Consider the following 26,921-nt stretch of genomic DNA (forward strand, 5'->3'; position numbering starts at 1 on the left):
TAGAGAGGATAGTTAATATTTTGTTTCAGTGATTGACCCGCAGGCCGTTTTCAATTATTTTTGCGCGGCAAAGGGGAGTAACTTCATTGCCGGTTTGCCGTCATTACGGTGCGAAAGCACCCGGTTACCGGGCAACCTCATTAATGTTTCAGCACCTAATTTGGGCTTTTACATTAATAGAGTTGTAAGTGAGACCTTGCCGGAAGGCGAGGTTTGCTTGCAGCTCAATCATAGCGGCTGGCGTCTTCCGACGTTGGCCGTTTTGTTTTTATGAGGTTCCTTAATGATGAATACCGTGGGTACTCCCTTACTGTGGGGTAGTTTTGCTGTAGTGGTGACGATTATGCTCGCCATCGACTTACTGTTGCAGGGGCGCCGTGGCTCACAAACCATGACACTGCGTCAAGCCGCCTGTTGGTCACTGGTGTGGGTAAGCTTGTCTTTGCTGTTTAACGCCGGTTTCTGGTGGTATCTGGCCGAAACTGTCGGACGTGAAATTGCCGACAAACAAGCACTGGCCTTCCTTACCGGCTACCTAATTGAGAAAGCACTCGCTGTCGATAACGTCTTCGTCTGGTTGATGCTATTTAGCTACTTTGCTGTTCCTGCCAACTTGCAGCGCCGGGTGCTGATTTACGGTGTACTGGGTGCAATTGTACTGCGTACCATTATGATTTTTGCCGGCAGCTGGTTGGTGTCCCAATTTAGCTGGATCCTATACCTGTTTGGTGCCTTCCTCCTGTTTACCGGTATCAAAATGGCAATGGCAAAAGAGGACAATACGCCGATTGGCGACAAGCCGCTGGTACGTTGGATCCGCAATCATCTGCGCATGACCGACGAGTTGCATGGCGACCGCTTTACGGTACGCAAGAATGGCCTCCTCTATGCCACTCCGCTGGTATTAGTATTAATTTTGGTTGAATTGAGCGACGTGATTTTTGCCGTTGATAGTATTCCGGCCATCTTCGCGGTAACGACCGATCCGTTTATCGTTTTGACCTCTAACCTGTTTGCTATTTTAGGTCTGCGAGCCATGTATTTCCTATTAGCAAATGTCGCTGAGCGCTTCTCAATGTTGAAGTACGGTCTATCCGTTATTTTGGTCTTTATTGGTATCAAAATGATGATTATCGATCTATTCCATATCCCTATTGGTATTTCATTAGGAGTGGTGGCAGGTATTTTGGCTCTGACATTGATCATTAATGTCTGGGCAAATCATCGAGCGGACCGTCGTTTAGCAGCAGATAAGACTGCCAATAAATAGTTAGGTTAGCGGGACAATATAGTCTACGGGGTAGCCATTACCCCGTATTTATCTCGTCATACTTGCTATCAGCCAAATGTTATTACGATCACATAAATGTAAACAAAATGTTATGTAAATTTGATCTGCATTGTATTTTGCTGATTGCCTCTTTCCTGCTCAATAGATTCCCTTATACTGTCAAAGCAAACACACACAGTTACAAATAATATCAAGAGATTATCCAGTAGGCGTAATTGTTGTGGTCAGTTTGAACACGGACAGCGCGCAAGAACCGGAGCGTACACGTAGTACGTGAGGATTCTGAGCACTGCCCAAGTTCAAAATGGCAAATAAAATAGCCTTAATGGGTAAGCTCTTAGTTACAGGTGTGAGACACACACTGAGCCACGTTCCGGCTCATGCATTGATCAACTAAAAATAAAACAAGTTTAACTTGGGAAGAGGCGTCACTAGAAAACTATGGAAAAGACACAATCTGGTTTTATCGGATTTATTATCCGCGGCAGTTTGGTTAAACAGATCCTGGTCGGCTTGATTGCCGGGATTATTTTAGCCTTGGTCTCAACCCAAGCGGCACTGGCTGTCGGCTTGCTAGGCTCGTTATTCGTTGGCGCATTAAAAGCCGTTGCACCCGTTCTGGTTTTGATGTTGGTGATGTCCTCGATTGCCAACCATAGACAAGGCCAAAAAACCAGTATCCGCCCTATTTTGTTCTTGTATCTGTTGGGGACATTCTCTGCAGCACTGGTTGCCGTTGTGGTCAGCTTTATGTTTCCATCAACCTTGGTATTAGCCACCCTCAATGCGGATATCTCTCCGCCAACAGGGATTGTTGAAGTATTAAAAGGCTTGCTGAACAGTGTGATAGCGAACCCGATTAATGCACTACTTAATGCCAACTATATCGGGATTTTAGCTTGGGCTGTGGGGCTGGGTATTGCCTTGCGTCATGCCGCAGACACGACCAAATCCTTAATTACTGATATGTCAGATGCCGTTACCAAAGTGGTTCGCGTGGTCATCCGCTTCGCGCCACTGGGTATTTTCGGTCTGGTATCCTCCACCATGGCAGAAACTGGCTTTAGTGTATTGCTGGGCTATGTGCAACTGCTGGTGGTTCTGATTGGCTGTATGTTATTAGTCGCATTAGTGGTTAACCCACTGATTGTTTTCTGGAAAATTCGTCGTAACCCTTATCCGTTGGTGTTTGCCTGCTTGCGTGAAAGCGGCGTTACTGCCTTCTTTACCCGCAGTTCAGCAGCTAACATTCCGGTTAATATGGAAATGTGCAAGAAAATGAACTTGCACGAAGATACTTACTCAGTTTCTATTCCGTTGGGTGCCACCATTAACATGGCCGGTGCCGCGATAACCATTACCGTGCTGACACTGGCGGCGGTTCATACCTTAGGTATTGCTGTGGATCTGCCAACCGCCTTGCTGTTAAGTGTGGTTGCAGCAGTTTGTGCCTGTGGGGCATCTGGGGTTGCTGGTGGTTCGCTGCTGTTGATTCCGCTGGCTTGCGGCATGTTTGGTATTCCAAACGAAGTGGCAATGCAGGTGGTCGCTGTTGGTTTCATTATTGGCGTGTTGCAGGATTCTGCTGAAACTGCGCTGAACTCCTCAACTGACGTGCTCTTTACTGCCGCAGCCTGCCAGGCCGACGATGCCCGACTGGCAAATCCTGATCCGCTGGCGAACCGCAAAAACGCCTAAAGTTAATGGTCAGTCCAACTTGCGGGGGCTTCTGGCCCCCGTTTTTATTGGTTAACGTCTTCTTTCGCGACTTTCTTTTCGACCCTGAAAGGGTCTATCCCTTTTAATTGCAGGCGGCGGAAGCGGATAATATTAAAACCATTGAGTAGCAAGAAACTGCCCTCAATCAATGAACCCCCAATAGACCCCAACCAAACGTTATGGATAACCCAGCATACGGTGGATATCCACATCACACAGCGAGTTGTCAGCCCGGTGGTGCGAAACAGTGCCCAGGTACTGATTACCGTGCCAAAAATCGGCAATATTTCTACTGCGTGTTGCATGCGCCAGATCCCAAAACCCAGCGTCAGAATGATAAACACCATCATTGCAATATTACTGCGGGTTTTGGAGGCCACCAGATTACGCAGCGCATTAAGCATGGCACTGCTACCGGCGGCACTGGCTCCCATGAGAAAGAAATGGCAACCAATAATGGCGCTGTAGGCAGAAAGTTGAAGTCTAAAACGACGCTCATCACGGTTGAAGAACATGGTGATACCGACAAAAAATGCCAATACACCAATAGATTGAGCAAACCAATAGAAAGTCATGGTGGGTCCTGGTACGCACTGAGTCTTATATGATTAATAACACAAACGGCGCTTTATTCATAAAAAATAAAACACCGTTTCATATTAATCAAAAAACGTGACTTTTACAAGGTTACGCCACTTTTAAAGATCGCCAGCTCGCGGAAGTCATTCACTTCATTGCGTGCCGGTTTACCATTTGCAATCTCGACGATCAGCTCAACAAACTCCGTCAGCAGCGCGTCCATTGACGTGCCGTGAATCAGTTTGCCAGCATCGAAATCGATCCAATGGGGCTTTTTAGCGGCCAGTTCACTGTTAGTTGCCAGTTTCACTGTTGGTACAAAGCCGCCATAAGGTGTGCCGCGGCCAGTACTGAACAGCACCATATGGCAACCGGCACCGGCTAGAGCACTGGTTGCCACGGCATCATTACCTGGAGCACTGAGTAAATTCAGGCCGGGTCGTTGCAAGCGCTCACCATATTTCAGCACATCGACCACTTGGCTCTGACCCGCTTTTTGGGTACAGCCCAAAGATTTCTCTTCCAGCGTGGTGATACCACCCGCTTTATTGCCCGGTGAGGGGTTTTCATAAATCGGCTGATTGTGCGCAATAAAGTACTGTTTGAAATCATTGACCATACTAACGGTCTTTTCAAAGGTCGCTTCATCACGACAGCGGCTCATCAGGATCCTTTCTGCGCCGAACATTTCTGGTACTTCCGTCAGAACAGACGTCCCGCCATTGGCAATAACATAGTCGGAGAAACGCCCCAGTAGCGGATTAGCGGTAATACCTGATAAACCATCAGAGCCGCCACATTCCAGACCAAACTTCAACTCACTCAATTTGCCTGGAACTCGCTTGTCATTGCGCATCGTCTGATACAGAGCACGCAGATGCTCCAGACCCGCTTCAACTTCATCATCCTGCTGCTGACAGACCATAAAGTGCACGCGATCTTCATCTACTTTGCCCAACGTGGTCTGGAAAACGTCAACCTGATTGTTTTCACATCCCAGCCCGATCACCAGCACCGCGCCGGCATTAGGGTGGCGCACCATATTTTGCAGCATAGTGCGGGTATTTTCATGATCCTGACCCAGCTGTGAACAGCCAAATGGATGGCTGAACAGATAGACGCCATCAATGCCTTCAGCATCTTGTGTTTCTTTCAGGAAACGCTGCTGGATCTGCCGGGCAATACCATTGACGCAACCGACAGTCGGAATGATCCACAACTCATTGCGGATCCCAACGTCACCATTAGCGCGACGGTAGATTTGAACTTCACGATCAGCCATTTGCGGCGGCAAATCGCTAAACTCCGGCTGATACTGATACTCATCCAGATCGCTAAGATTGGTTTTGGCATTTTGCGAATGAATATGTTCGCCTGGCTGGATCAGAGTTAATGCATGGCCGATCGGCAAACCATACTTAACGATCATTTGCCCTGGTTCGATAGCCGTTAACGCAAATTTATGACCACGCACCACGGGCTGAGCCAACTTAACGCTAGACTCGCCGATTTCCAGAACTTCATCAGCGGCCAGGTCTTGCAGTGCGACAGCGACATTATCCAACGGGTGAATTTTTATAATACTTTGCATAGTTAAACCTTTAGCTGTATGTCGCGACGGCAGCTCTCATACCGCGATCAATGATAGTTTGCAGTTGCTCTGTTACTTGATTTGCCAGTTGCGGCACTGCGGTCAGATCCTGCCCCCAATGACCTGCATCAGACAGTACGCTGTTAACCAACTCAGCCAGCGCGATATCACCGTGTTTTACACCACTCCATAGTGTTGAAAAACGCTCCAGCCAATGGGCATCATCCTGCAGTGGATAGGTTTGACCATCACGCTCACCACGATAAAAGGCGATAAGTGCAGCCAGTGCAAAGGTCAGACGCGGTGGCAACTTGCCTTGCTGCTGCTGATAAGTCAGCAACTGAGGCAAAATACGAGTACGGAATTTTGTCATGCCATTCAAAGCAATAGATAACAACTGATGCTGAATAAACGGGTTGCGGAAGCGACTTAATACTGCCTGAGAGAATGACAACAGCTCGTCTTCAGGTAAATCCAAAACGGGAACAATCTCTTCAGTAATGGTTTTTTCTACAAAGCTGCTGATTTGTGCGTCGTCCATGGTCTGGCCGACAGTATCTAATCCAGATAGATAAGCGACCGGCACCAGTGCGGTGTGCGCGCCATTCAGAATGGCAACTTTACGTTCTTTATAGGGTTTGATGTCATCAACGATACGGACATTCAGATCTAATTTATCCAGACGAAGCTCTTGTGCCAGCTCTTTTGGCCCTTGAATAACAAACAGATAGAAATATTCGGCGGTATCCAGGAAGCTGTCTTGATAACCCAGTTCAGTTTGTAGCGCAGCAACTTCATCACGTGGGTAGCCCGTCACAATGCGGTCGACCAAGGTTGAACAGAAGGTGTTGTTTTCAGTCAACCACTGAGTGAATGCCGCTGGCAGTTGCCAATGGCTGGCATAACGCAGCACCAGTTCACGCAGTGCTTCGCCGTTATAATCGATCAGTTCACACGGCAGCAGCACCCAGCCTTTATCCGCAGCACCGTTAAAATGCTCAAAGCGTTCGAACAGCAACCGCGTCAATTTGGCCGGGAAAGAGCTTGGCGGCGCATCATTGAATTGGTCCGCTTCATTCCAAGCAATCCCCGCTTCAGTGGTGTTTGAGAACATAAAGCGAATATTGGCATCACGTGCCAGCGCCAGATATTCATCAAACTGGCGGTAGATATTAATTTCACGGTTCACAGAGCGGATCAGGCGGGATTCACGCACCGCTTCACCCTGCTCATTCAAACCACGGATCACCGCAGTATACAGACCATCCTGAGTACTGAGTGAAGGAGGGAAATCAGTATCGATCGGACGGATCACCACGATCCCGGCATTCAGGTCGGTATGCTCATTGAGTAAATCAATCTGCCAGTCGACAAAAGCACGCAGGAAGTTGCCTTCACCAAATTGAATGATTTTGTCAGGGTGGCTACAGCCAGGAAAGTCACGACGGTTCAGGGTTTGCATCAAGGTTCACCTCATAACGCATGCAGCCGTGGACCCATCATTACTGACAGTCCGTGCTTTGCAGACAATCCTTTCTTCGCAGAGAGGGCTTTACCGCAGCGCAGCCAAGCGTTAATTAAACAATAAGTTAAAGTTAAACAGAGCCGGTAACCGGCCCCGTTATTCGTTCTTTGGACATATCGCTAAATCGCTTTGGGCGATTACAGCTCGATGGCGAAATACTGCTTGGCATTATCAAAGCAGATGTTTTTCACCATGGATCCCAGCAACTCAATATCTGCCGGAGCCTCGCCGTCTTCGACCCAGCGACCAATCATCTGGCATAGAATGCGACGGAAGTATTCATGGCGGGTATAAGATAAGAAACTGCGGCTATCAGTCAGCATGCCGACAAAGCGGCTCAATAAGCCAAGCTGTGCCAACTGGGTCATTTGACGTTGCATGCCATCTTTTTGGTCGTTGAACCACCAGCCAGAACCAAACTGCATTTTCCCAGCAGCACCTTCGCCCTGGAAGTTACCGACCATGGTGCCGATCACTTCGTTATCACGTGGATTCAAGCAGTAAAGAATGGTTTTTGGCAGAGCATTACGCAGACCCTGAGCATCCAGTAGACGAGACAGAGGTTGTGCCAGCGGCTGGTCATTAATAGAGTCAAAGCCGATATCCGGCCCCACCAGATTGAACATGCGGCTGTTGTTGTTCCGCAGTGCACCGATGTGATACTGCTGCACCCATTCACGGCGGTGATATTCACCTGACAGGAAGAGCAACACTGCGGTTTTAAACTGAGCGGTCTCTTCAGCGCTTGGCTGATTACCAGCCAGACGACGCGCCAGAATAGCATCCAGAGTGGCTTCGTCGGCTTCACCGTAAACCACCACATCCAATGCGTGGTCAGAAACTTTACAACCGTGGGTGGCAAAGTGATCCATACGTTTGTTCAGGGCAGTACAGAGATCAGCAAAGCGGCTGATGGAGGTATCGGCGGCAGCTTCCAAACGTTGCATATAGTCGTTGAAACCCGCAGCTTCAATGTTGAAAGCTTTGTCCGGGCGCCAGCTTGGCAATACTTTAATATTGAAGCTACCGTCAGCAGCAATGGCTTTGTGATGGCGCAGGTCATCAATAGGATCGTCAGTGGTACCGACCATTTTGACATTCATCTGCTGCATGATGCCGCGCGCGGAGAAGTTGTCCTGAGCCAGCAATTCGTTACCGCGCTGCCAGATTTCTTCTGACGTTGCAGGGGATAGCAGCTTACCTGTAATACCAAATGGGCGACGCAGTTCAAGATGTGTCCAGTGATACAGCGGGTTGCCGATAGTATGAGGAACCGTGGCTGCCCAAGCTTCAAACTTTTCGCGGTCACTGGCATCCCCCGTACACAGACGCTCTGCAACACCATTAGTCCGCATAGCACGCCATTTGTAATGGTCACCTTTCAGCCAGATGTCATACAAGTTCTTAAAGCGGTAATTTTCTGCGATCTGTTCAGGGGGTAAATGGCAGTGATAATCATAGATCGGCTGATCTTTTGCATAGTCATGATACAGACGACGGGCGAATTCGGTGTCGAGTAAAAAGTCTTCGGTCAAAAACTGCGCCATATTGGGTTCCTCACTTGAGTACATCTTAGAGTACTGCTTTCTGTTATCGCGAAGTTATCACACCAATTTCATCTATCGTCCAGCATTTTTTTATAGATGGATATCGCAAAAATCTAACAAAAAGAACAAATACTCAACATTTATAGTCTATTTAGCCCCTTTCGGCACTAAGTCTGTCGGGTTCTATTATTCCCTAATTGAAAAGTGGTTTTTGTGATGTCACTCAACTTTTAAATCTGTATGACAAGTTATTGTTGCGTCGCCATCAGTCATCTCACCCGCAATGTTTAAACAAATGCGCTAATTTGGCTCAAATGGGATATCAAAGTGAGGCCGTACCAGCACTGCGGCCTCAAATAGCAAGGGCAAGGTCGTCGCTGATGGAACACATCGACAAATATCACTTACTACACACGGCTTAAGACCGAAGTGATATCGGGAGCAACAGCATTCTGAATACCCATCTCAGGGAGACAGGCTGTTGCGCCACTCGACCCAAAAAGGAGCATCAGGTACCACCGCATGCACAGCAATGTCGGATTGGACCAAATTGCGCCATGAAACGTGACGACAGGCTACGTTTCATGGCAGTAATCTTAGACTGGGAGAAAGTTATAAATGATGCGTAAAATTAAAGGCTTACGCTGGTACATGATCGCTTTGGTCACCGTCGGCACTATATTAGGTTACTTAACACGTAACGCTATTGCTGTTGCTGCACCAACGTTGCAAGAACAGTTACATATCACCACACAGCAATACTCTTACATTATTGCCGCTTATTCTGCTGCTTACACCATCATGCAACCGGTAGCCGGTTATGTTCTGGATGTCATGGGCACAAAAGTGGGCTATGCCATGTTTGCCATTATGTGGGCCATATTCTGTATGAGCACTGCATTGGCCAGTAGCTGGGGTGGTCTCGCTATCGCCCGTGGTGCGGTAGGTATGGCAGAGGCTGCTATGATCCCTGCGGGCCTGAAAGCCAGTAGTGAATGGTTCCCTGCGAAAGAGCGTTCCATTGCCGTTGGTTACTTCAACGTTGGTTCCTCTATCGGCGGCATGATTGCTCCACCATTGGTGGTATGGGCTATCGTGATGCACAGTTGGCAGATGGCATTTATCATCACTGGTGTGCTTAGCCTGATTTGGGCAATTGCCTGGTTAATCCTTTACAAACACCCGAAAGACCAGAAAAAACTGACTGATGAAGAACGTGAATACATCCTCAGTGGTCAAGAAGCACAGCACTCCACCGCTAACGCTAAAAAGATGTCTGCAATGCAGATTATCCGTAACCGTCAGTTCTGGGGGATTGCAATCCCACGTTTCCTGGCCGAGCCTGCCTGGGGGACATTCAACGCCTGGATCCCACTGTTCATGTTTAAAGCTTATGGCTTTAACCTGAAAGAGATCGCCATGTTTGCCTGGATGCCAATGCTGTTTGCCGACTTAGGCTGCATCTTGGGTGGTTATCTGCCACCGTTATTCCAGAAATACTTCAAAGTTAATCTGATTGTTTCCCGTAAGTTAGTGGTAACTATGGGTGGTCTGTTGATGATTGCACCTGGGACCATTGGTCTGTTCACCAGCCCTTATGCCGCTATCGCACTGCTTTGTGTTGGTGGCTTTGCGCACCAATCACTGTCTGGGGCACTGATTACCTTATCATCCGACGTTTTTGGTCGTAACGAAGTGGCAACAGCCAACGGCTTGACCGGTATGGCGGCCTGGACCGCCAGTACCATGTTCGCCCTAGTGGTCGGTGCTTTGGCAGATACCATGGGCTTCAGCCCGCTGTTCGCAGCACTGGCTGTATTTGACGTGTTGGCCGTCGTGGTCATCTGGACTGTTCTACAAAACCGCCCAGCCGTAGAACCGGTTATCAACCCGATTCAACAATCTCCGGCCGGACAGAATTAATCTGAATAGCCATTATTAACTCATCAGCCCGGTAATGATTTGCCGGGCTTTTTTTATCCATCCTCTTTGCACCTTATTTACCGCATTTTTTCCATCATAACTGTGATAGCAATGACTAGAACCCAATAGGGATAAGTGGTATAACAAGTCCAATTGTATCTCCTTCGGGATATCATGCCTTCCAGACAAAATGAGTCGCTAAATCTGCGACCTCAATTGATCCCAAGAGCCTTAATCATGGAATTCACAGAAACCAGACGGTTGTACCAGCAGTTAGCCGCAGAGTTAAAGCAGCGCATCGAAGCGGGTGTTTACCCGGTAGGCGATAAATTGCCTGCAGAACGCTACATTTCCGAAGAAATGAATGTCAGCCGAACCGTGGTCCGTGAAGCGATTATCATGTTGGAAGTGGAAGGTTACGTAGAAGTGCGCAAAGGATCCGGCATCCATGTGATGTCGAATAAGCAAAAGCACCTGGTGATGCCCAACCACGGCATTGAGTTCGCTACCGCGGGTCCTTTTGAGCTATTACAAGCGCGTCAGTTGATCGAGAGTAATATTGCTGAATTTGCTGCTACACAAGTGACTCGGCAGGATATTGTGCAATTAATTGAGATCCAAAAACATGCACGGCAAGAAGATCGTTTCCGCGACTCGCAGTGGGATCTGAAATTTCATGTGCAAGTTGCTTTAGCAACTCAAAATACCGCCATGGCCACGGTTGTCGAAAAGATGTGGAGCCAGCGGGTACATAACCCTTACTGGATCAAACTGCACGAACATATCGATGATATGTCGATCGAGAGCTGGTGCGAAGACCACGACAGGATCCTTGAAGCGCTGATGCGTAAAGATCCTTACGCCAGTAAACTTGCCATGTGGCAACATCTGGAAAACACCAAACAGATGCTATTCCGTGCCACTACAGATGATTTTGAGTTTAATGTGGACCGCTACCTATTCACTGAAAACCCGGTTGTTCATCTCGATATCCCCAGCGTAGCAAACAGACAGCAGGCGGACGAGGACACTAAGACGGACCCTTACCCTCTACAGCGATAATTCACAGGGAAGAGAAACCAGCGCTATTCTTTCTCTTCCCTGCAAGTTTATGCCGCTTTGTGGTCAGTAAATGTTGGGTTCTGTCAGCAAATGTCAGCATTAGGCCTTTTTTTAAACTAGCGCTTAAAAAACACTCAACTAGCCTCTATATTTCCCTGTTTCATATCTCGCTATTTTGCTAAAGTGGCAGCACTTTTTTATTCTGGTGATTGGGGAGCGAAACGCAAATACATGCGCTGGTTGTTTGCTCTGTTTATTGCAGTGTCGTGTTGGGTCGGTTCCGTTTCCGGCAGCCTACTATCGCCTATGCATTCACCCTCACCGGTCACCTTATTTGCACTTGACTGCCACTATTCCAGCCACACATCTTCATCCGTAAATGGGTTTTCGTCCTACCTGTATCTACAAAAGAAAAGTCTCTATTCGCAATTACGTTTGATGGGTGTCCCGGTCAAAAAAACTGCCATAAAGAATCGACTGGGTGCGACTAACTTTAGTGGATCGGTAAATCCTTCCTTGGCCAATAACAACTGGCTTAGCAACCCCTATCTGGCAATGTCTCGCAGTAGTAGGGCAGATGAAATCTACAAACAGCCGCGGCAATCACTGCCACTGCTGAAGTACTCCAACTGGATATTCCATGTATCGACACAGCAAAATCGTGTGGGTGGCTGGAAAGAGAGCAATACTCAATACAGCGGGATGCTTACCTACCACAATTTGGCGTGATAACGTCTTTGTTGAGTCATTGTCGAAGTCACTCAACAAGAAGTAAATTTACGGCTAGATATCAGCGAATTGGTTTGTTCTACGTGCCTTTTGGTACCTTTATCGAAACCATCGCTTAAACACGAAAAACCACCAGATACCGTTATTATCGTGTTTATATCCATAACGATGCATACAACAAACAATGACGTTTTAGGAATACCAGATGGATATCATTAAAGAACTCTTACATGCTCTATGGGCACAAGACTATGAGACGTTGGCGAACCCATCTCTAGTCTGGGCCATTTACATTCTACTGTTTGTGATACTTTTTCTGGAGAATGGTTTACTTCCAGCAGCCTTCTTACCTGGCGATAGTTTGCTGATTTTAGTCGGCGTATTGATTGCAAAAGGGGCGATGAGTTTCCCAGTAACACTGGTGGTATTAACGACCGCGGCCAGCCTTGGTTGCTGGGTCAGCTATATTCAGGGGCGATGGCTAGGGAATACAAAAATCGTGCAAGGATGGCTATCCCATCTACCAGCTCATTACCACCAACGTGCCCATAACTTGTTCCACCGTCACGGGCTATCCGCTTTGTTGGTTGGCCGTTTCCTGGCATTCGTACGCACATTGTTACCCACAATTGCCGGTCTTTCTGGCCTGAACAATGCTCGTTTTCAGTTTTTCAACTGGATGAGTGGCCTGCTTTGGGTCTTGATCCTGACCACTATGGGCTTTGCCTTTGGTAAGACCCCCGTATTCTTGAAATACGAAGATGAAGTTATGTTCGTCCTGATGTTGCTGCCGTTGGCACTCTTGGTGATTGGCCTGTTTGGTTCTTTATATGTGCTTTGGCGCAAAAAAAACGCGTCTCCCGTTGAAGATAAAAACAAAGGTAAACCAGAGTGATCAACCTCAGGGGCCGTTTTGGCCGCCCGGTCTGGCACTATCTTATTCTGCCAGTGACGGTTTTATTGCTGGCAGCGTTGCTGTTTACGCCTATCATCATGCGTACGGAGAGTGCGTTGAAAATTCGGCCTAATCAGCAAGGGCTGTCTTTACCCGATGGATTTTATCTCTACCAACATCTCGACCAGCGTGGGATTCGTATCAAAAGCATCACCCCAGAGAATGATAGCCTGGTGGTGAGCCTGGAATCACCAGAACAACAAACAGAAGCCATTGAAGTTTTGCAGGATATTCTGCCAAGTGGCTATGTGATTGTCTCGAGTGAGTCAAAAAAACGTCAGCGCTTATTGCCCGCGTTCAGAAATAACCTACAAAATGTAGGGTAATCTCCTCTGCGGGGAGTTATCTTCCCGCACTCATCCTTTCTTTATTACCCTTTTATTCTGCTGATATATGATTAATCTATAAAAAATCCCGTAGTAAACTTGGGTATCACATCATTCAGCGCTATGCTTAGTCATTCACGGCAGCCTATTTCCCCTGATTCTTGCTGTAAAAGGAAGCAATACTATGTTGTTACGTCGCTCTCTCCTGTTGGTGTTACCTATTATCGCTTTTTGTGGCGTCGCCCAAGCAAATGAATGCGACACCAAAGCTAAAGAAATCCAACAGCAGATTGATTATGCCAAACAGCATGGCAATACCCGCCGCGCCGCAGGTCTGGAAACCGCATTGAAAGAAGTGAAAAACAATTGCACCGTTGAAAGCCTGAAAGCTGAGCGGCAGGAAAAAATCAAAGAAAAGCAGCACAAAGTCACTGAGCGGAAACAAGAGCTAAAAGAAGCTCAGCAAAAAGGTGACGCTGACAAAATTACCAAGCAACAGAAAAAGTTAACGCAAGCACAAGCTGAGTTAAAACAAGCTCAGGCACAAAAGTAGCGACTCCCTATTTAAATACAGTTAAATACACAAACAGTGGATGATTTGGAATTTATTAGGATTATTAACCTATCAACTGCCAGAGAAATTCACTAGATTAGGTATTCACCTCAGTTATGTTAAGGAGCTATTACATGCCACAAGATAAAACCTCTGAACATTTGCGCGCTGAACTTAAGTCATTGGCTGATACTTTGGAAGAAGTACTGCAATCTTCGACCGATAAGCCGAAAGCTGAGCTAGATAAGCTACGAGCTAAGGCTGAAAGCGCGTTGAAAGACACACGCGAGCGTCTGAGTGAAACTAGCGATAGAATCGCTGCCCAAACCAAAGAGATTGCTGATAAAGCTGACACTTATGTCCATGATAACCCATGGCATGGCGTTGGTATCGGTGCCGCTATCGGCGTGGTGTTAGGCGTTCTGTTGTCTCGCCGCTAATTATGGCAGAACTCCCTCAAACTCAGGGCCCCGGTAAAGGGGTCCTCGATACGGTTCACCGCATCGCTACCATTGTCGTTGGCATGGTTGAAACCCGTGTCCGTCTGGCTGCGATTGAGCTGGAAGAAGAAAAAGCAACACTGATTCAGTTGCTGATGATGGCAGGGATCACTCTGCTGTTGACCGCTTTCGGTTTAATGAGCCTGTTGGTATTGGTGATATGGGCTATTGATCCTGCCTATCGTTTAATGGCGTTAGGATCGACAACGGCAGTGCTATTAGCACTGGCAATAATTGGTGTTATCTGGACTCTCACCAAAGCGCGCCGCTCCACTCTGCTAGGTTCAACCCGTAAGCAGTTGGAAACGGATCGCGAATTATTGGAGAAAGAGCGTTGAGCCGCCGTCAATTAGCACAGGAGAAAGCCGCATTGTTACGGGAGATCCAGCAGCAACGTCTGGATCTCGCTAACAGTGCTGCGCATTGGATTGAAGTCACCGCACCTTATGATCGTGGCTGGGCGAAAATCGTCGGTATGCGAAAATATTTGATGGTTGGCTCAAGCATTGTGGCGTTATATGGCATCCGCCACCCCAGTAAGTTAATCCGCTGGTCGCGTAGAGCGGTCAGTGTATGGGGCACTATCCAATTGTTTAAAAAAACTTTTTTACTACGTTAATGCCCACCAAGACTGTTCCGGTCACCGCTATAAACTGATAGTTAATACCGCCAGAATCTCACTCAGCCTGCTCTCTGCGGGTTCCCGCCATAAGCAGGCTTTTATCTTCTGTCACTTCAGTTTTTTTGATGAAAAACGACAGTTTTACTTGCTAACAACTTCTCAACTTCTCGACTAACATTCTCTCATCAACTCAGGATGTTTGCGGAAAAAATCTCCACAGACAACTACATACAGATATTTTTATATCCCATTAACGCCCGCAGATGCCAGGCATTAATACAAACAACTTTTTGGAGAAGTCGTCGATGAACAAATTACAAGATACTGGCCTGTTGGTAGCACGCATTCTGATGCCAATTCTGTTTATTGTTGCCGGTTACGGCAAAATGGGTGATGCCTATGCCGGTACCCAACAATATATGCAAGCCATGGGTGTCCCAGGCTTCTTCCTGCCACTGACTATTTTGTTGGAATTTGGCGGTGGTTTGGCAATTCTATTAGGTTTCCTGACCCGGACTACCGCGCTGTTCACTGCCGGTTTCACCATTTTGACCGCGTTGATCTTCCACACTAACTTTGCGGAAGGCGTTAACCAACTGATGTTCATGAAAAATCTGACCATCGCGGGCGGTTTCATTGTACTGGCTGTCGCAGGCCCAGGTGGTTTCAGTATCGACCGTCTGCTGGGTAAAAAGTGGTAAGTCTTTTTATATCTACTATAAATACTCAAAGTAAGTAGGGTGAGCCTCAAGGATGGGGCTCATTCATCCCGATGAGCTGACTCAGGTCAGTGACTCGGGTCAATGAGAGCTGCTAACAACGCTGCAGCTTCAAGTACGAAGGGGGTTTTATGGGACAACTCGTTGACGGCATCTGGAAAGACACTTGGTATGACACAAAATCTACCGGTGGTCATTTCAAGCGCAGTACCTCACAGTTCCGCAATTGGATAACTGCTGATGGTCAGGCTGGCCCACAGGGCAAAGCGGGTTTTAAAGCCGAGGCCCATCGTTACCATTTATATGTTTCTTTGGCCTGTCCATGGGCGCACCGCACTTTGCTTATGCGCACGCTGAAAGGTCTGGAATCACTGATCTCAGTTTCTGTCGTGCATCCACTGATGTTGGAAAATGGCTGGACGTTCGGTCATGATTTCCCTGCCGCCACTGGCGATTCGCTCTATCACCTCGATTATCTTTATCAGCTTTATCTCCGTGCTGATCCTCACTATAGCGGGCGCGTGACTGTTCCTGTGTTATGGGATAAACAGCAGCAAACTGTTGTAAGCAATGAGTCAGCCGACATCATTCGTATGTTCAATAGTGCTTTTGATGGTGTGGGGGCCAAAGCTGGCGATTATTATCCACCGGCATTGCGCCATGAAATTGATGATATCAATGGGTGGGTTTACGATCAGGTCAATAATGGTGTGTATAAAGCCGGTTTTGCCACCACACAAGCAGCCTATGACGAAGCCGTCACTATTTTGTTTGATGCCTTGGCTAACCTGGAACAGATTCTGGGTACACAGCGCTATCTGACCGGCAACCAACTGACAGAAGCTGATTTGCGTTTATGGACCACGCTGGTACGTTTTGATCCGGTGTATGTGACGCATTTCAAATGTGATAAGCGCCGTATCAGCGACTATCTCAATTTAACGGGTTTTCTGCGGGATATTTATCAGATGCCGGGTATTGCCGAGACGGTGGATTTCACTCATATCCGCCATCATTACTACCGCAGCCACGGCACGATCAATCCTTATGGGATTATCTCCATCGGCCCACAGCAAGACCTGCTGGAGCCGCATGGCAGAGATATCCGCTTTGCTTAATTAGGTTCCCAAACTAAGGCGCAGTAGCCGATCACTTATTCATATTGGCAAATAGCTTAGGAATTTCGCGTAAACACCACGATTTTGCCTCTCCCATACTGTCGCGACGCCACGCCATAATAATATCGGCTTCGCGACTGTATTCCGGCCCGACAACCCGCAAACGCCCGGCTTCAATGTCTTTCTCGACCATCTCATAAGGCATCGTCGCCACACCTAAACCGGCCAATAGCGCCCGCCGTTTGTCTTCGATGGTGCTGACAGTTAACCGCTGCTGTTTATCCAATAATTGCACTGTTAATACTGGCCGCTCACGGGCAGTATCGGCAACGGCAACACCACGGTATTTAACACGGGTTAGCTCCGAAAGAGGCTCTGGCTCCAAATGAATTGGGTGGTCGGGGCTGGCAACATAGACGCTGGTGACTTTGTACAGTTTACGGCTGTTAATCTCCGAAGATGCACGAAAATGCATATCTGGCGCAATCACGATATCCGCCCGCCCCTGTTCCAGCCTCTCCCATGCTCCGGCCAAAACTTCAGTAAAAATAGAAACCTGCGTATTCGCTTTCAATGCCAGCTTATCAACCAGAGGGAACAATTTCCAGGCTGGAGACAAGGCTTCACTGACGATGGTGATATGGGTTTCCCAGCCGCGGGCTAAAGCCTCGGCATCGGTGGTCAGCTTATCTGCGGCCTCCAGCAACACCCGCCCGCGATCCAATAGCATGCGGCCGACATTGGTAAACTTGGTGCGGTGCCCGGAACGATCGAATAGCACCACGTCCAGCTCTTCTTCAAGCTTTTGCATGGTGTAACTCAATGCCGAAGGTACCCGCCCTAATTCATCGGCTGCCGCCGCAAAACTGCCACGACGATCAATGGCATCCATCACTCTCAATGCTTCTAACGTTAGCGCCCGATCTTTACCCATCATGTTCTCAATCAGGAAATTTGAATATAGCGACCAGATTAACTGGCTAACAATCTGGCGTCCAGACGCTTACCATTTGTTTACACATTATACTCGTCATACTTCAAGCCGTAGGGGCGTTGGCTGCGCGTTCTCACCCCAGTCACTTACTCGAGTAAGTTCCAGGGGATTCGCACTCTTGCCGCCTACCTGCAACTCGAATTATTTAGAGTATATATCCACTAATTATGTACCCGATAGATTTCGGGTTGCAGGAAACCATTGTCATGATCACATGCAGAACAGCAAAACAGTGCGGGCAAGCTGACTTTGGTTGGCTTCAGGCGCGCTATACTTTTTCATTCGGCCACTATTTTGACCCGAAATTATTAGGCTACGCCTCGCTGCGCGTGTTAAATCAGGAAGTGCTGGCCCCCGGAGCATCATTCCAGCCACGCACTTACCCGCGGGTTGATATCTTGAACCTGATTTTACAAGGTGAAGCGGAGTATCGAGACAGCCAAGGTAACCATGTGCGCGGTAAAACCGGCGATGTGTTGCTATTTTCAACCCAATCTGGGGTCAGCTATAGCGAGCATAATCTGAGTACCGATAAGCCATTAACTCGCATTCAGCTATGGCTCAATGCCTGCCCTGAACAGGAAAGCCAACCTGCCCAGCGCATGTCACTGTGTACCCAGCCATTAAGGCTATTAGCATCCCCTGACGGTGAACAGGGCAGCTTGAAGTTGCGCCAGCAAGTGTGGATACATCATCTGGATTTAGCGGCGGGTGAGCAGTATACGATTGATTTGCATGGCCCAAGGGCTTATCTGCAATCTATTCACGGGACTGTCGCAGTGGAAGGCCCACAGGACAGTAACGCTCAGCGCCTAACCTGCGGTGATGGCGCTTTTGTGCAAGAAGAGCGGCATTTAGTGATTAAAGCTGAAACTCCACTGCGAGCATTACTGATTGATTTGCCTGCTTGATGAAATTCAGGGAGTATAAATTTTTATCTCCCTGATTAATATCATATTTTTACTATTTCAGTGACGCCATATCAATCACAAAGCGATATTTCACATCGCTTTTCAGCATCCGCTTATAAGCCTCTTCAATATCCTGAATATTAATCATTTCGATATCTGAAGCAATGCCGTGTTTAGCGCAGAAATCTAGCATTTCCTGTGTTTCAGCAATGCCACCGATACAGGAACCTGCCACCGAACGCCGCGCCAGAATCAGTGGCATGGTATTGATCATCGGGCTAAGATCCCCCAGATAACCGACAAACACCAGTGTGCCATCCACATTTAAGGTCGGCATATATGGATTAATATCATGTACATAAGGCACGGTATCGATAATCAAATCGAATTGCCCTTGCACTGCATCCATTTGCGCACTTTCGGTGGATAGCACAATGTGATGAGCGCCTAGACGACGAGCATCAGCTTCTTTACTGGGTGAGCGGGTAAAGAGCGTGACTTCAGCCCCCAGCGCATTCGCCAGCTTCAATGCCATATGGCCCAAGCCCCCCAGCCCGACTACCGCAACTTTGCTCCCTTTGCCCACTTTCCAGTGGCGCAGCGGTGACCAAGTGGTAATACCGGCACACAGCAGCGGCGCGGCAGCTTTGAGATCCAACCCAGCAGGCATTTTCAGCACAAAATCTTGTGATGCTACAATAGCTTGTGAATAGCCACCAAAGGTTGGCGTATGATCATGGCGGTCTACACCATTGTAGGTCTGCACATTACCTTCTTCGCAATACTGCTCCAGACCCCGTTGACAGGGTTGACACACGCGACAGGAATCCACCATGCAGCCAATCCCGGCGAAATCACCCACTTTGAATTTCGTGACATCTTTGCCAACAGCCGTGACTCGCCCCACCACTTCATGGCCGGGAACCAGCGGATAAGTGCTGAACCCCCAATCATTTCGCGCCTGATGTAAGTCAGAATGGCAAACACCACAATAGAGCACCTCCATCACCACATCATCCGGACGCGGGTCACGACGGGTAAATTCGAGTGGCGCGAGGGGAACTTGTGCTGACTTGGCAGCATAACCGAGAACTTTCATTGTCATGTTGTATCTCCGGTATTAGGACATTAAACCCAATAAATCTTAATGGTCAGATTGAATCTTCAAAATAGAGAGGGCAATTTGCTGGAACATCAAAGCTCTTGTTTAGTCGGACGGAATAATACTTCATTGATATCCATATCCTCTGGCTGACTGATGGCAAAGCCATTGAGGACGTATTAATAATATGCCCACTTTTCTGATCTTTCATATAAGGAAGTGCCGCAGTAATACCATAGAGAACCCTTTCGTTATTACTTCTGATACTGCTCATCGCTGACCTTTTCCATCCACTCAACCGGGCTGCCGTTGATAGATTCGGCGATAGCAATGTGCGTCATCGCAGTATCCGGTGTTGCACCATGCCAGTGCTTAACCCCCTCTGGGATCCAGATGATATCGCCTTGATTCATCTCTTTAATCTCGCTGCCCCACTCCTGAATCCAGCCGCGCCCTTGGGTAATCATCAAGGTCTGCCCCAATGGGTGGGTGTGCCAGGCGGTACGAGCGCCAGGCTCAAATGTCACCGTAGCCCCCCCGACACGGGCAGGCGGTATTGCCTGAAATGGCGCATCAATACGTACTTGACCAGTAAAGTAATTTTCGGGGCCTGGTTGAGAAGGTTGAGAGCCACTTTGGATAATTTTCACTTTGTCCTCCACATTGGCGAAAACCGCCGGACTTAACATGGACAAGATAACTGTAGACGCTGCGAGTAATTTCATCGTCATTCCTGCGCTAGGATTGGGCGGGAGCATCAGTATTTCGCTGGGCAAAAACGGCTTTAACCACTGGCACAGCAGACATGGCATTAGGCCAGCCCACATAAAAGGCCAGATGAGTCACCACCTCTGCGGCCTGCTGTTGGGTTAAACCATTGTCCATCGCTTTATTCAGATGGAAGGTCACTTGTGCCACCTGCCCCGTGGCAATCAATGCGCTAATGGTGATTAAGCTGCGATCCCGTGGTGCCAGTGCCGGGCGTAACCAAAGATCACGGAACAGCACATCAGTGGTATACATCACTAGCCCAGGGAACTGCTGGCTACCTACCGACTGCTCAACCGCATTGAGGCGCAACTGCTCGGCCGCTTGGTTAAGTGGCAGCAACTCAGCTTGCGCCGTTGGCAAAGAGGTTGTCGTAATATCCCGCTGTTGGAAGATATTCTGGGCGACAGTCACGGCTGACATGGCATTCCCCCAGCCGGAATAAAACGCCAGATGGGTAATAATTTCCGACAACTCACTGGCTTTCACGCCGTTATCCAATGCCAGATTGAATTGCTCGGCCATTAATGCCGTCTGATTACGGGCAATGATAGCCGCGACGGTAACCATGCTGCGATCGCGCGGTGAGAGCGCGGGCCGTTGCCAGAGATCCTCTTGCAATCGTTGGCGTTGATAGTTGGCTAATGCCGGAGAAACGCGGCTCAGCACCTCTGTGGTAGCAGCTTCGCCAGAACGGCCATTACCCGGTTCAGCCATTGCCGCGCCAGAAATTGCCATCGATAAAGAAAGTGCCGTCGTTGCTAAACATTTCATTGTTTTCCCCTCACGATAAATCTCGACTGAGTTTCGATGGGAAAAGTTACCGCCATTGCGTAGCGCGGACTAGATAGCAAAATACGAAAGGAGCTATGAGTAAAATTCATTAATCCAGCAACAGGGAGTGCGTGCTTATGACCAAACCAAGCAAAAAGCAGGTACCGTAATCTGGTGATGAAAACGGTATCTGCATAGAGCCGAGACAGATCACAGCCCAGTGAGTTTTTCCAATGCTTCAGGGTAGCGCTCGCCCGTTAACTTCACTTTTGCCGCCGCGTTATCCATTTCCTGAAGGTCAGCGGCCGTCAACTCAACATTGGCCGCAGCAATATTCTCTTCCAATCGATCTCGTTTGCGGGTGCCAGGGATCGGCACAATCCAAGGTTTCTTCGCTAATAGCCAGGCCAGCGCGATTTGCGCCGGTGTCGCGCCTTTTTGCTCGGCTACATCCTGAATCAAGGTAATCAACAACTGATTGGCCTTTAATGCCTCTGGCGTGAATCGTGGCAATGACCTGCGAAAATCATCACTGGCAAACTGGGTGGTTTCATTGAATTTGCCGGTCAGATAACCTTTTCCCAGAGGGCTATAAGGCACCAATCCAATTCCCAGTTCTTCTAGCATAGGAAGGATTTCCTGCTCAGGTTTGCGCCACCAGAGTGAATATTCACTCTGTAACGCAGTTACCGGCTCAATAGCATGGGCGCGGCGAATAGTCGCAGCTCCTGCCTCGGATAGTCCAAAGTGCTTAACTTTGCCTTCCTTAATTAAATCCTGCACTGCGCCAGCAACATCTTCGATAGGCACATTCGGATCAACCCGATGCTGATAAAACAGATCAATAACATCTGTTTTCAATCGTTTAAGCGAATCTTCCGCCACCTTTTTGATATGTTCAGGTCGGCTGTTCAAACCAACCCATTTTGACCCACCATTCGGATCTGCCTGGAAGCCAAATTTGGTGGCAATCACCACTTTATCGCGCAGCGGGGCCAGGGCTTCACCGAGCAGCTCTTCATTGGTGTAAGGCCCGTAAACCTCAGCGGTATCAAAGAATGTCACACCAAGATCCACCGCTTTGTGCAGCAGTGAAATCATTTCCTGTTTATCTGCTGCCGGGCCATAGCCAAAGCTCATTCCCATGCACCCTAAACCGATTGCCGACACAGTTAGATTGCTGCGACCGAGTGTACGTTTTTGCATTTCTCTACTCCTGTCTGTCACTACATGACATTCATAAACTGAATATCGGTTGCCGAGAAGGTAGCAAATGCTTGTGCCGAGAATTAGATGGATAAATGTGCATGAGTATATGAATTAAACTCATAAATTCAGTTAACCTTGGTGCTAATCGCCGCTACACAGCCAGGAACCCTGATGCTAAAAGAGAACTTTAATGATTTAATTTCATTCCTTGTGGTTGCCAGAGAACGTAGTTTTACCAAAGCTGCGGCCAAATTGGGGGTTTCCCAATCAGCGTTAAGCCACTCTATTCGCGGGTTAGAAGAGCGCCTTGAACTTCGTTTATTAACTCGCACCACCCGCAGTGTTGCGCCAACACAGGCAGGTGAAAAGCTAGCCAATAGCCTTGGGCCACGTTTTGCTGAAATTGAAAATGAGCTGGATGCATTGAGCGAAATGCGTGATCGCCCCGCTGGGAATATACGCATTACTGCTGGCGAACATGCGGTTGACTCCGTGCTCTGGCCGGTACTGAGATCGTTTCTTACCGAGTATGCGGATATCAATGTAGAAATTACTGTTGATAACACCTTAACCGACATTGTCGCAGGCCGCTTTGATGCAGGTATCCGCTTGGGAGAACAGGTCGCCAAGGATATGGTCGCCGTGCGGATTGGGCCGGATATGAGCATGGCAGTGGTCAGTTCACCGTCTTACTTGGCTAAATACGGCATTCCCACCATCCCGGCAGATTTACAAAATCATCGCTGCATCAATATGCGCCTGCCAACCATGGGTGGCCTTTATGCCTGGGAGTTTGAAAAAGAAGGGTGTCAGCTAAAAGTACGTGTTGATGGCCAGTTAACGTTCAACAGCTTACGCCAACGTATTGATGCCGCGACCATTGGTTTTGGTTTGACATTCGTACCAGAGGATTCAGTCAGAGCTGAAATTGCCAGCGGCAGTTTGGTTAGAGTACTGACCGAATGGTGTGAGCCTTTTCCAGGTTATTACCTTTATTACCCAAGCCGCAGACAGCATACCACTGCGTTCTCACTATTTATTGAAGCCTTGCGCTATCAGCATGAATGAAGCTATCCACAAGATGTGGTTAAGGATAGGGTTAAAGCTAGCTGTAGGAGGCATTAAAAGCTTAATAATGACGTCTTAATCGTTCATGTTCCTGCTGAATAAAGCGGCTATCCGATAAACGAAAGTCGAGGTAGAAAATACCATTGCGGTGAAGCGTATACGGGAGAGAACAAAAGTTGATGTATCCCATCATGTATCCCACTTAACGTGAAATGCAGACGGGATACACCAACTCGTTGTTTTTAAAGAAGAGTGGAGTTGACCGGTAAGGCAACTAGCCAAAAGAAAGGCCGTTTTCCGCTGCATTTACACGTAATTAAAGGTTAGCGTGTATCTCAGTTTGTATCCCATCATAGCAAGCTAATTGCTTAGATATACATAAAAAAATACCCTGCCAGCATAGCGCTCACAGGGGGCTGTTTGTACTCTTAGGTAACAGAGTCTTCGCTCCTACCGTTGGGGCTAATTTCTTTAGAAGTCTTAACTGTAATTTTAGCGCTTATACCGTAATGAGTTCACTAGCCTATCCCAAATTTCAATCATCTGAGCTTCACTATAACTCGTTTTTATATCATCATTACTTATCCCAATGGTTAACCATGGCTTGTTCGATGTCGCCCCGGCCTCATTGGCATAGAAAGTAAAGTCATAGGCAGGAATAACTTCATCCTCTCTGGTCACTGTATCTTCAAATTTTTGTTTACCACGAGATAACCATTCCTGTGATGGTATTCCGTCAGGCGATAGTTCGCCTTTTTTAATAGTGAACTGATTAGAGACCTTCATCGCCTCATCAATCTGAGCGCTTCGATTCAAAAGCGTGTCACTTGACCCAGAAAAAGTATTGTTGGTATATAACCCCAAAATAAAGTCATCATTCTTATAACTAAATGATACTTTTTCGCTATGCTTACTGCCATCATCCTTAATAAACCCATTCGGAATACACACACCGTTCCCTGTCGGAATATAATCATCCTTTCTACCGCTTAATCTTGATATCAGAGATTGCATTGCGGAAAGTTTAGCCTGTCTTGTATCGGTTTTAGCTTCGGTAAAGCCAGCTTCTAAATAGGATTTTTTTTCTTTTGCATATTTAGGTGATGACAAATCTAAAATATCGGTAGTGATGATAAATGCGACGTGATCTACATAAATATGAGCCTCTAACCTTCTAAAAGAATCTTGTGATCCTGGGCGATTGCTATCAAAAATAACGCCTTTTTCATCAGAGAGTCGAATCACTTCCTTTAGAACCGGTGAGTTTTCAGCGCTTGTATTCTGCTCTCGTAAAGCTTTCTCTCGCAATACAATTCGTTGCTTGAAGGCGGGAAAATAGAGCAATTTACTTTCGATTTTAAAGTCATCAATAAAAATCATGTTATGGAGCTGGTTATCAAATGATTGAGGAACATCAATCACATAACGGCCAATACATTGCGGTTTGGTTTGAGAAAATAAGCTGTCTATCACTGGATTGTCCTTATGAGAGAATGTCGATGCCATGACCGGAGAAAAATGAATCATGCCCATAATAATGAGAGGTAACACCGTAAGCTGTCGGGAGTTTTTCATGGGAAGGCTACCTCTTGCACCATTTTAACAATTGCTCTAAGGGTAAACTGAATCGCAGGTTTAGAATGTATGTCCTTTAAATTACTGACGTTATAGGCGCCCTGATGGTCAACATTGGTCGCAAGGACACTCTTGATACCGTTATAGTGGCGTATAATACTCAATGACTCTACAGGAACCGTGCCATCCCCCGGCGTCTTTGAAGAAATAAGCCGATAGACCTGAGAACGATTAAATTGCAACGGAATATCTCGATAATCATTCGGCAGTTTTTTATCACTCTCACGTATATCCTTAGGATATGTGACTGATGTTTTTCGCCATATTAACAAGCCGTCTGATTCAATTTTATTACCATAAAAGGCGTAGGTGTTGCGGTGATATCTTCCTTTTTCTAAGGTGGAGGTAAAAGGCTGGACTGTATCTTTTATCAGGGAAAAATACTCTTCCCAACGCACCTCACTAATAGCGTTATCTTTATCAATAATATTTGATTCATACAAACGCCACCATAGGGTTTTATTCAGGTAGATTTCAGTGAAGGGATCTTGATTTTTTGGTAGTTTTAAATCGCTGCCATCCACGTTACCGCTTTTAATGGTTAACCAGGGGGCACCGGAGATATATTTTTCTGAGGGCAGCAATTGGAGGGGAGCGGGTGCACGAGCTAATACCGGCATAAGTTCTTCAGCGGACTTTCCTAGCACAATACCCGCCATCCCTTCCTGTTTTGCCCCAATTTTCATTCGTCGATACGCAGCCGGAGAACCGAGGTCAGGAATAACCCCATGCACGATGCCCAATACTTTATTTTCACACCCATGAAAAGTTGCTTCTTCGGGCGGGTTCATCGCATACCGTGCAACCAGTCCCCCCATTGAGTGCGTCACGATAATGACTTTTTCTTGCCCCTCGGGAAATGGCATTCCGTGGCCGTGGTGATATCTATAGGTGTTAATGACTTTATCAATATATGTAACCAGCTCTCCAGCAGACGTTTTATTATCCTGAAGCCAGTTATAACCAAAGACATGAACCGGAAATAAAAACTTTTTAAAATGACTTAATTCGTCATCTGTCATCACTGATTCATTGGTGATCTCTGCACCTTTATCGTCAGCTAAACGTTTGTTCCTCAATTCACTTAATACACCATTTTTGCCATCGGTCTGTTTTGCCGCATTCATCATGACCTGCTGCCAATCATCCATCAGTGCGCCCTGAAAGACACTTAAAAACTCACCGTAGCTAAATGATAAAACTTCGCCCCAACCTCGTTCTTGCCGAGATTGAAACATTTTGCCATTAGCCGATTTTCCATCATCTGAATACTTAGAATAGATTTTTTTACTGACATTACCGCGGTTATCAACATTCGTCGTCTCTGGATTGAGCAGTTCTCGACGTTGATTACCATCTTTTCTAGCCCATTCTGCATACACACCGACTTCACTATCACCGCGCCAAATAGCTTTATCTTTTCCCTCTTGGCTAGACTTCAGATTTGACCCCATTACACCAGGGATAAATATGACGGGAATGACCTTAGTCGGCGGTTTGATAAAAATAGCTTTGGCATTCAATGAGCTATCCTGGCACAACACTTCATCCCAATATACTTTCCCATTATCGTCCCATTTAGGGAGGTGATAGGAAGTATGTTGGCACTCACCTGAGGCTAACGTTTTTTCATCTGACATCACGACATCCTTATCTCGGGTTATCCATAAGCCCAATAATTTAACGCAATTTACGACATGT

At 47.3% G+C, this 26,921-nt stretch carries 26 protein-coding genes; 15 read left to right on the forward strand and 11 right to left on the reverse strand.

The window, feature by feature from the left end:
• Window positions 1-283 precede the first annotated feature (283 nt).
• Together DJ58_RS11570 and sstT are read left to right on the forward strand one after the other, a co-directional pair.
• Entirely contained in the window at window positions 284-1,270 is a 987-nt protein-coding gene (locus DJ58_RS11570) for a TerC family protein (RefSeq protein WP_004709835.1), read from the forward strand.
• Window positions 1,271-1,732: 462 nt separating this feature from the next.
• Window positions 1,733-2,989: a serine/threonine transporter SstT gene (sstT, locus tag DJ58_RS11565; RefSeq protein WP_004709836.1), complete on the forward strand. Its 1,257-nt coding sequence runs from the start codon at window positions 1,733-1,735 to the stop codon at window positions 2,987-2,989.
• Between the two features lie 44 nt (window positions 2,990-3,033).
• Here the strand turns inward: sstT and DJ58_RS11560 are convergent, their stop codons facing one another.
• From DJ58_RS11560 to uxaC, 4 genes are all read right to left on the reverse strand, one after another.
• Window positions 3,034-3,585, reverse strand: a complete 552-nt coding sequence (locus tag DJ58_RS11560) for a YgjV family protein (protein WP_004709839.1) — start codon at window positions 3,583-3,585, stop codon at window positions 3,034-3,036.
• Between the two features lie 104 nt (window positions 3,586-3,689).
• Window positions 3,690-5,180: a UxaA family hydrolase gene (locus DJ58_RS11555; RefSeq protein ID WP_004709840.1), complete on the reverse strand. Its 1,491-nt coding sequence runs from the start codon at window positions 5,178-5,180 to the stop codon at window positions 3,690-3,692.
• A 10-nt stretch (window positions 5,181-5,190) separates the two neighbouring features.
• Complete coding sequence (locus DJ58_RS11550; RefSeq protein WP_004709842.1) at window positions 5,191-6,642, reverse strand: tagaturonate reductase; 1,452 nt, start codon at window positions 6,640-6,642, stop codon at window positions 5,191-5,193.
• A gap of 200 nt (window positions 6,643-6,842) precedes the next feature.
• Window positions 6,843-8,252, reverse strand: coding sequence for a glucuronate isomerase (gene uxaC / locus DJ58_RS11545; RefSeq protein WP_004709844.1), 1,410 nt, complete (start codon window positions 8,250-8,252; stop codon window positions 6,843-6,845).
• Between the two features lie 618 nt (window positions 8,253-8,870).
• Between uxaC and DJ58_RS11540 the strand changes: the two genes are divergently transcribed.
• From DJ58_RS11540 to DJ58_RS11490, 11 genes are all read left to right on the forward strand, one after another.
• A complete protein-coding gene (locus DJ58_RS11540) occupies window positions 8,871-10,175 on the forward strand; it encodes an MFS transporter (RefSeq protein WP_004709845.1) in 1,305 nt (434 codons plus the stop codon).
• A 237-nt stretch (window positions 10,176-10,412) separates the two neighbouring features.
• Window positions 10,413-11,237 (forward strand): transcriptional regulator ExuR, encoded by an 825-nt coding sequence (gene exuR / locus DJ58_RS11535; protein WP_050130390.1) that lies wholly within the window; start codon window positions 10,413-10,415, stop codon window positions 11,235-11,237.
• 231 nt (window positions 11,238-11,468) lie between these two features.
• Window positions 11,469-11,966, forward strand: a complete 498-nt coding sequence (locus DJ58_RS11530; protein WP_032911247.1) for a hypothetical protein — start codon at window positions 11,469-11,471, stop codon at window positions 11,964-11,966.
• 205 nt (window positions 11,967-12,171) lie between these two features.
• A complete protein-coding gene (locus tag DJ58_RS11525; protein ID WP_004709849.1) occupies window positions 12,172-12,861 on the forward strand; it encodes a DedA family protein in 690 nt (229 codons plus the stop codon).
• Complete coding sequence (gene mzrA / locus DJ58_RS11520; protein ID WP_032911249.1) at window positions 12,858-13,247, forward strand: EnvZ/OmpR regulon moderator MzrA; 390 nt, start codon at window positions 12,858-12,860, stop codon at window positions 13,245-13,247. Before DJ58_RS11525 ends, mzrA begins: the two co-directional genes overlap by 4 nt.
• A gap of 184 nt (window positions 13,248-13,431) precedes the next feature.
• Window positions 13,432-13,800 carry a DUF1090 domain-containing protein gene (locus tag DJ58_RS11515; protein ID WP_032911251.1) on the forward strand — a complete coding sequence of 123 codons (369 nt, stop codon included), beginning with the start codon at window positions 13,432-13,434 and terminating at the stop codon, window positions 13,798-13,800.
• Window positions 13,801-13,934: 134 nt separating this feature from the next.
• Complete coding sequence (locus tag DJ58_RS11510) at window positions 13,935-14,240, forward strand: ElaB/YgaM/YqjD family protein (RefSeq protein WP_004709853.1); 306 nt, start codon at window positions 13,935-13,937, stop codon at window positions 14,238-14,240.
• A gap of 2 nt (window positions 14,241-14,242) precedes the next feature.
• Complete coding sequence (locus DJ58_RS11505; RefSeq protein WP_004709854.1) at window positions 14,243-14,638, forward strand: phage holin family protein; 396 nt, start codon at window positions 14,243-14,245, stop codon at window positions 14,636-14,638.
• A complete protein-coding gene (locus tag DJ58_RS11500; RefSeq protein ID WP_032911253.1) occupies window positions 14,635-14,919 on the forward strand; it encodes a YqjK-like family protein in 285 nt (94 codons plus the stop codon). Before DJ58_RS11505 ends, DJ58_RS11500 begins: the two co-directional genes overlap by 4 nt.
• A gap of 308 nt (window positions 14,920-15,227) precedes the next feature.
• A complete protein-coding gene (locus tag DJ58_RS11495) occupies window positions 15,228-15,623 on the forward strand; it encodes a DoxX family protein (RefSeq protein ID WP_004709857.1) in 396 nt (131 codons plus the stop codon).
• A gap of 149 nt (window positions 15,624-15,772) precedes the next feature.
• Window positions 15,773-16,759 (forward strand): glutathione S-transferase family protein, encoded by a 987-nt coding sequence (locus DJ58_RS11490; RefSeq protein WP_004709859.1) that lies wholly within the window; start codon window positions 15,773-15,775, stop codon window positions 16,757-16,759.
• 31 nt (window positions 16,760-16,790) lie between these two features.
• On the opposite strand, the gene DJ58_RS11485 is transcribed toward DJ58_RS11490, so the two are convergent.
• Complete coding sequence (locus DJ58_RS11485) at window positions 16,791-17,693, reverse strand: LysR family transcriptional regulator (RefSeq protein WP_004709860.1); 903 nt, start codon at window positions 17,691-17,693, stop codon at window positions 16,791-16,793.
• Window positions 17,694-17,959: 266 nt separating this feature from the next.
• Between DJ58_RS11485 and DJ58_RS11480 the strand changes: the two genes are divergently transcribed.
• Entirely contained in the window at window positions 17,960-18,664 is a 705-nt protein-coding gene (locus DJ58_RS11480) for a pirin family protein (protein WP_032911255.1), read from the forward strand.
• 52 nt (window positions 18,665-18,716) lie between these two features.
• On the opposite strand, the gene DJ58_RS11475 is transcribed toward DJ58_RS11480, so the two are convergent.
• The 4 genes from DJ58_RS11475 to DJ58_RS11460 all read right to left on the reverse strand — a co-directional run bounded on the left by DJ58_RS11475 (window position 18,717) and on the right by DJ58_RS11460 (window position 22,514).
• On the reverse strand, window positions 18,717-19,769 hold the full coding sequence (locus DJ58_RS11475; RefSeq protein ID WP_032911257.1) for an NAD(P)-dependent alcohol dehydrogenase: 1,053 nt from the start codon (window positions 19,767-19,769) through the stop codon (window positions 18,717-18,719).
• 251 nt (window positions 19,770-20,020) lie between these two features.
• Window positions 20,021-20,491 carry a (R)-mandelonitrile lyase gene (locus DJ58_RS11470; protein ID WP_050413900.1) on the reverse strand — a complete coding sequence of 157 codons (471 nt, stop codon included), beginning with the start codon at window positions 20,489-20,491 and terminating at the stop codon, window positions 20,021-20,023.
• 13 nt (window positions 20,492-20,504) lie between these two features.
• Window positions 20,505-21,308, reverse strand: coding sequence for a carboxymuconolactone decarboxylase family protein (locus DJ58_RS11465; RefSeq protein WP_004709869.1), 804 nt, complete (start codon window positions 21,306-21,308; stop codon window positions 20,505-20,507).
• 210 nt (window positions 21,309-21,518) lie between these two features.
• On the reverse strand, window positions 21,519-22,514 hold the full coding sequence (locus tag DJ58_RS11460; protein ID WP_032911259.1) for an aldo/keto reductase: 996 nt from the start codon (window positions 22,512-22,514) through the stop codon (window positions 21,519-21,521).
• Between the two features lie 174 nt (window positions 22,515-22,688).
• On the opposite strand from DJ58_RS11460, the gene DJ58_RS11455 reads away from it, so the two are divergent.
• Window positions 22,689-23,585, forward strand: coding sequence for a LysR family transcriptional regulator (locus DJ58_RS11455; protein ID WP_032911261.1), 897 nt, complete (start codon window positions 22,689-22,691; stop codon window positions 23,583-23,585).
• Window positions 23,586-24,077: 492 nt separating this feature from the next.
• Here DJ58_RS11455 and DJ58_RS11450 read toward each other — a convergent pair whose 3' ends face one another.
• Window positions 24,078-25,160 carry a T6SS immunity protein Tli4 family protein gene (locus DJ58_RS11450; protein ID WP_032913241.1) on the reverse strand — a complete coding sequence of 361 codons (1,083 nt, stop codon included), beginning with the start codon at window positions 25,158-25,160 and terminating at the stop codon, window positions 24,078-24,080.
• Complete coding sequence (locus tag DJ58_RS11445) at window positions 25,157-26,860, reverse strand: lipase family alpha/beta hydrolase (protein ID WP_032913242.1); 1,704 nt, start codon at window positions 26,858-26,860, stop codon at window positions 25,157-25,159. Before DJ58_RS11445 ends, DJ58_RS11450 begins: the two co-directional genes overlap by 4 nt.
• Window positions 26,861-26,921: the final 61 nt, after the last annotated feature.

Source organism: Yersinia frederiksenii ATCC 33641, assembly GCF_000754805.1.
GTDB lineage: Bacteria > Pseudomonadota > Gammaproteobacteria > Enterobacterales > Enterobacteriaceae > Yersinia > Yersinia frederiksenii.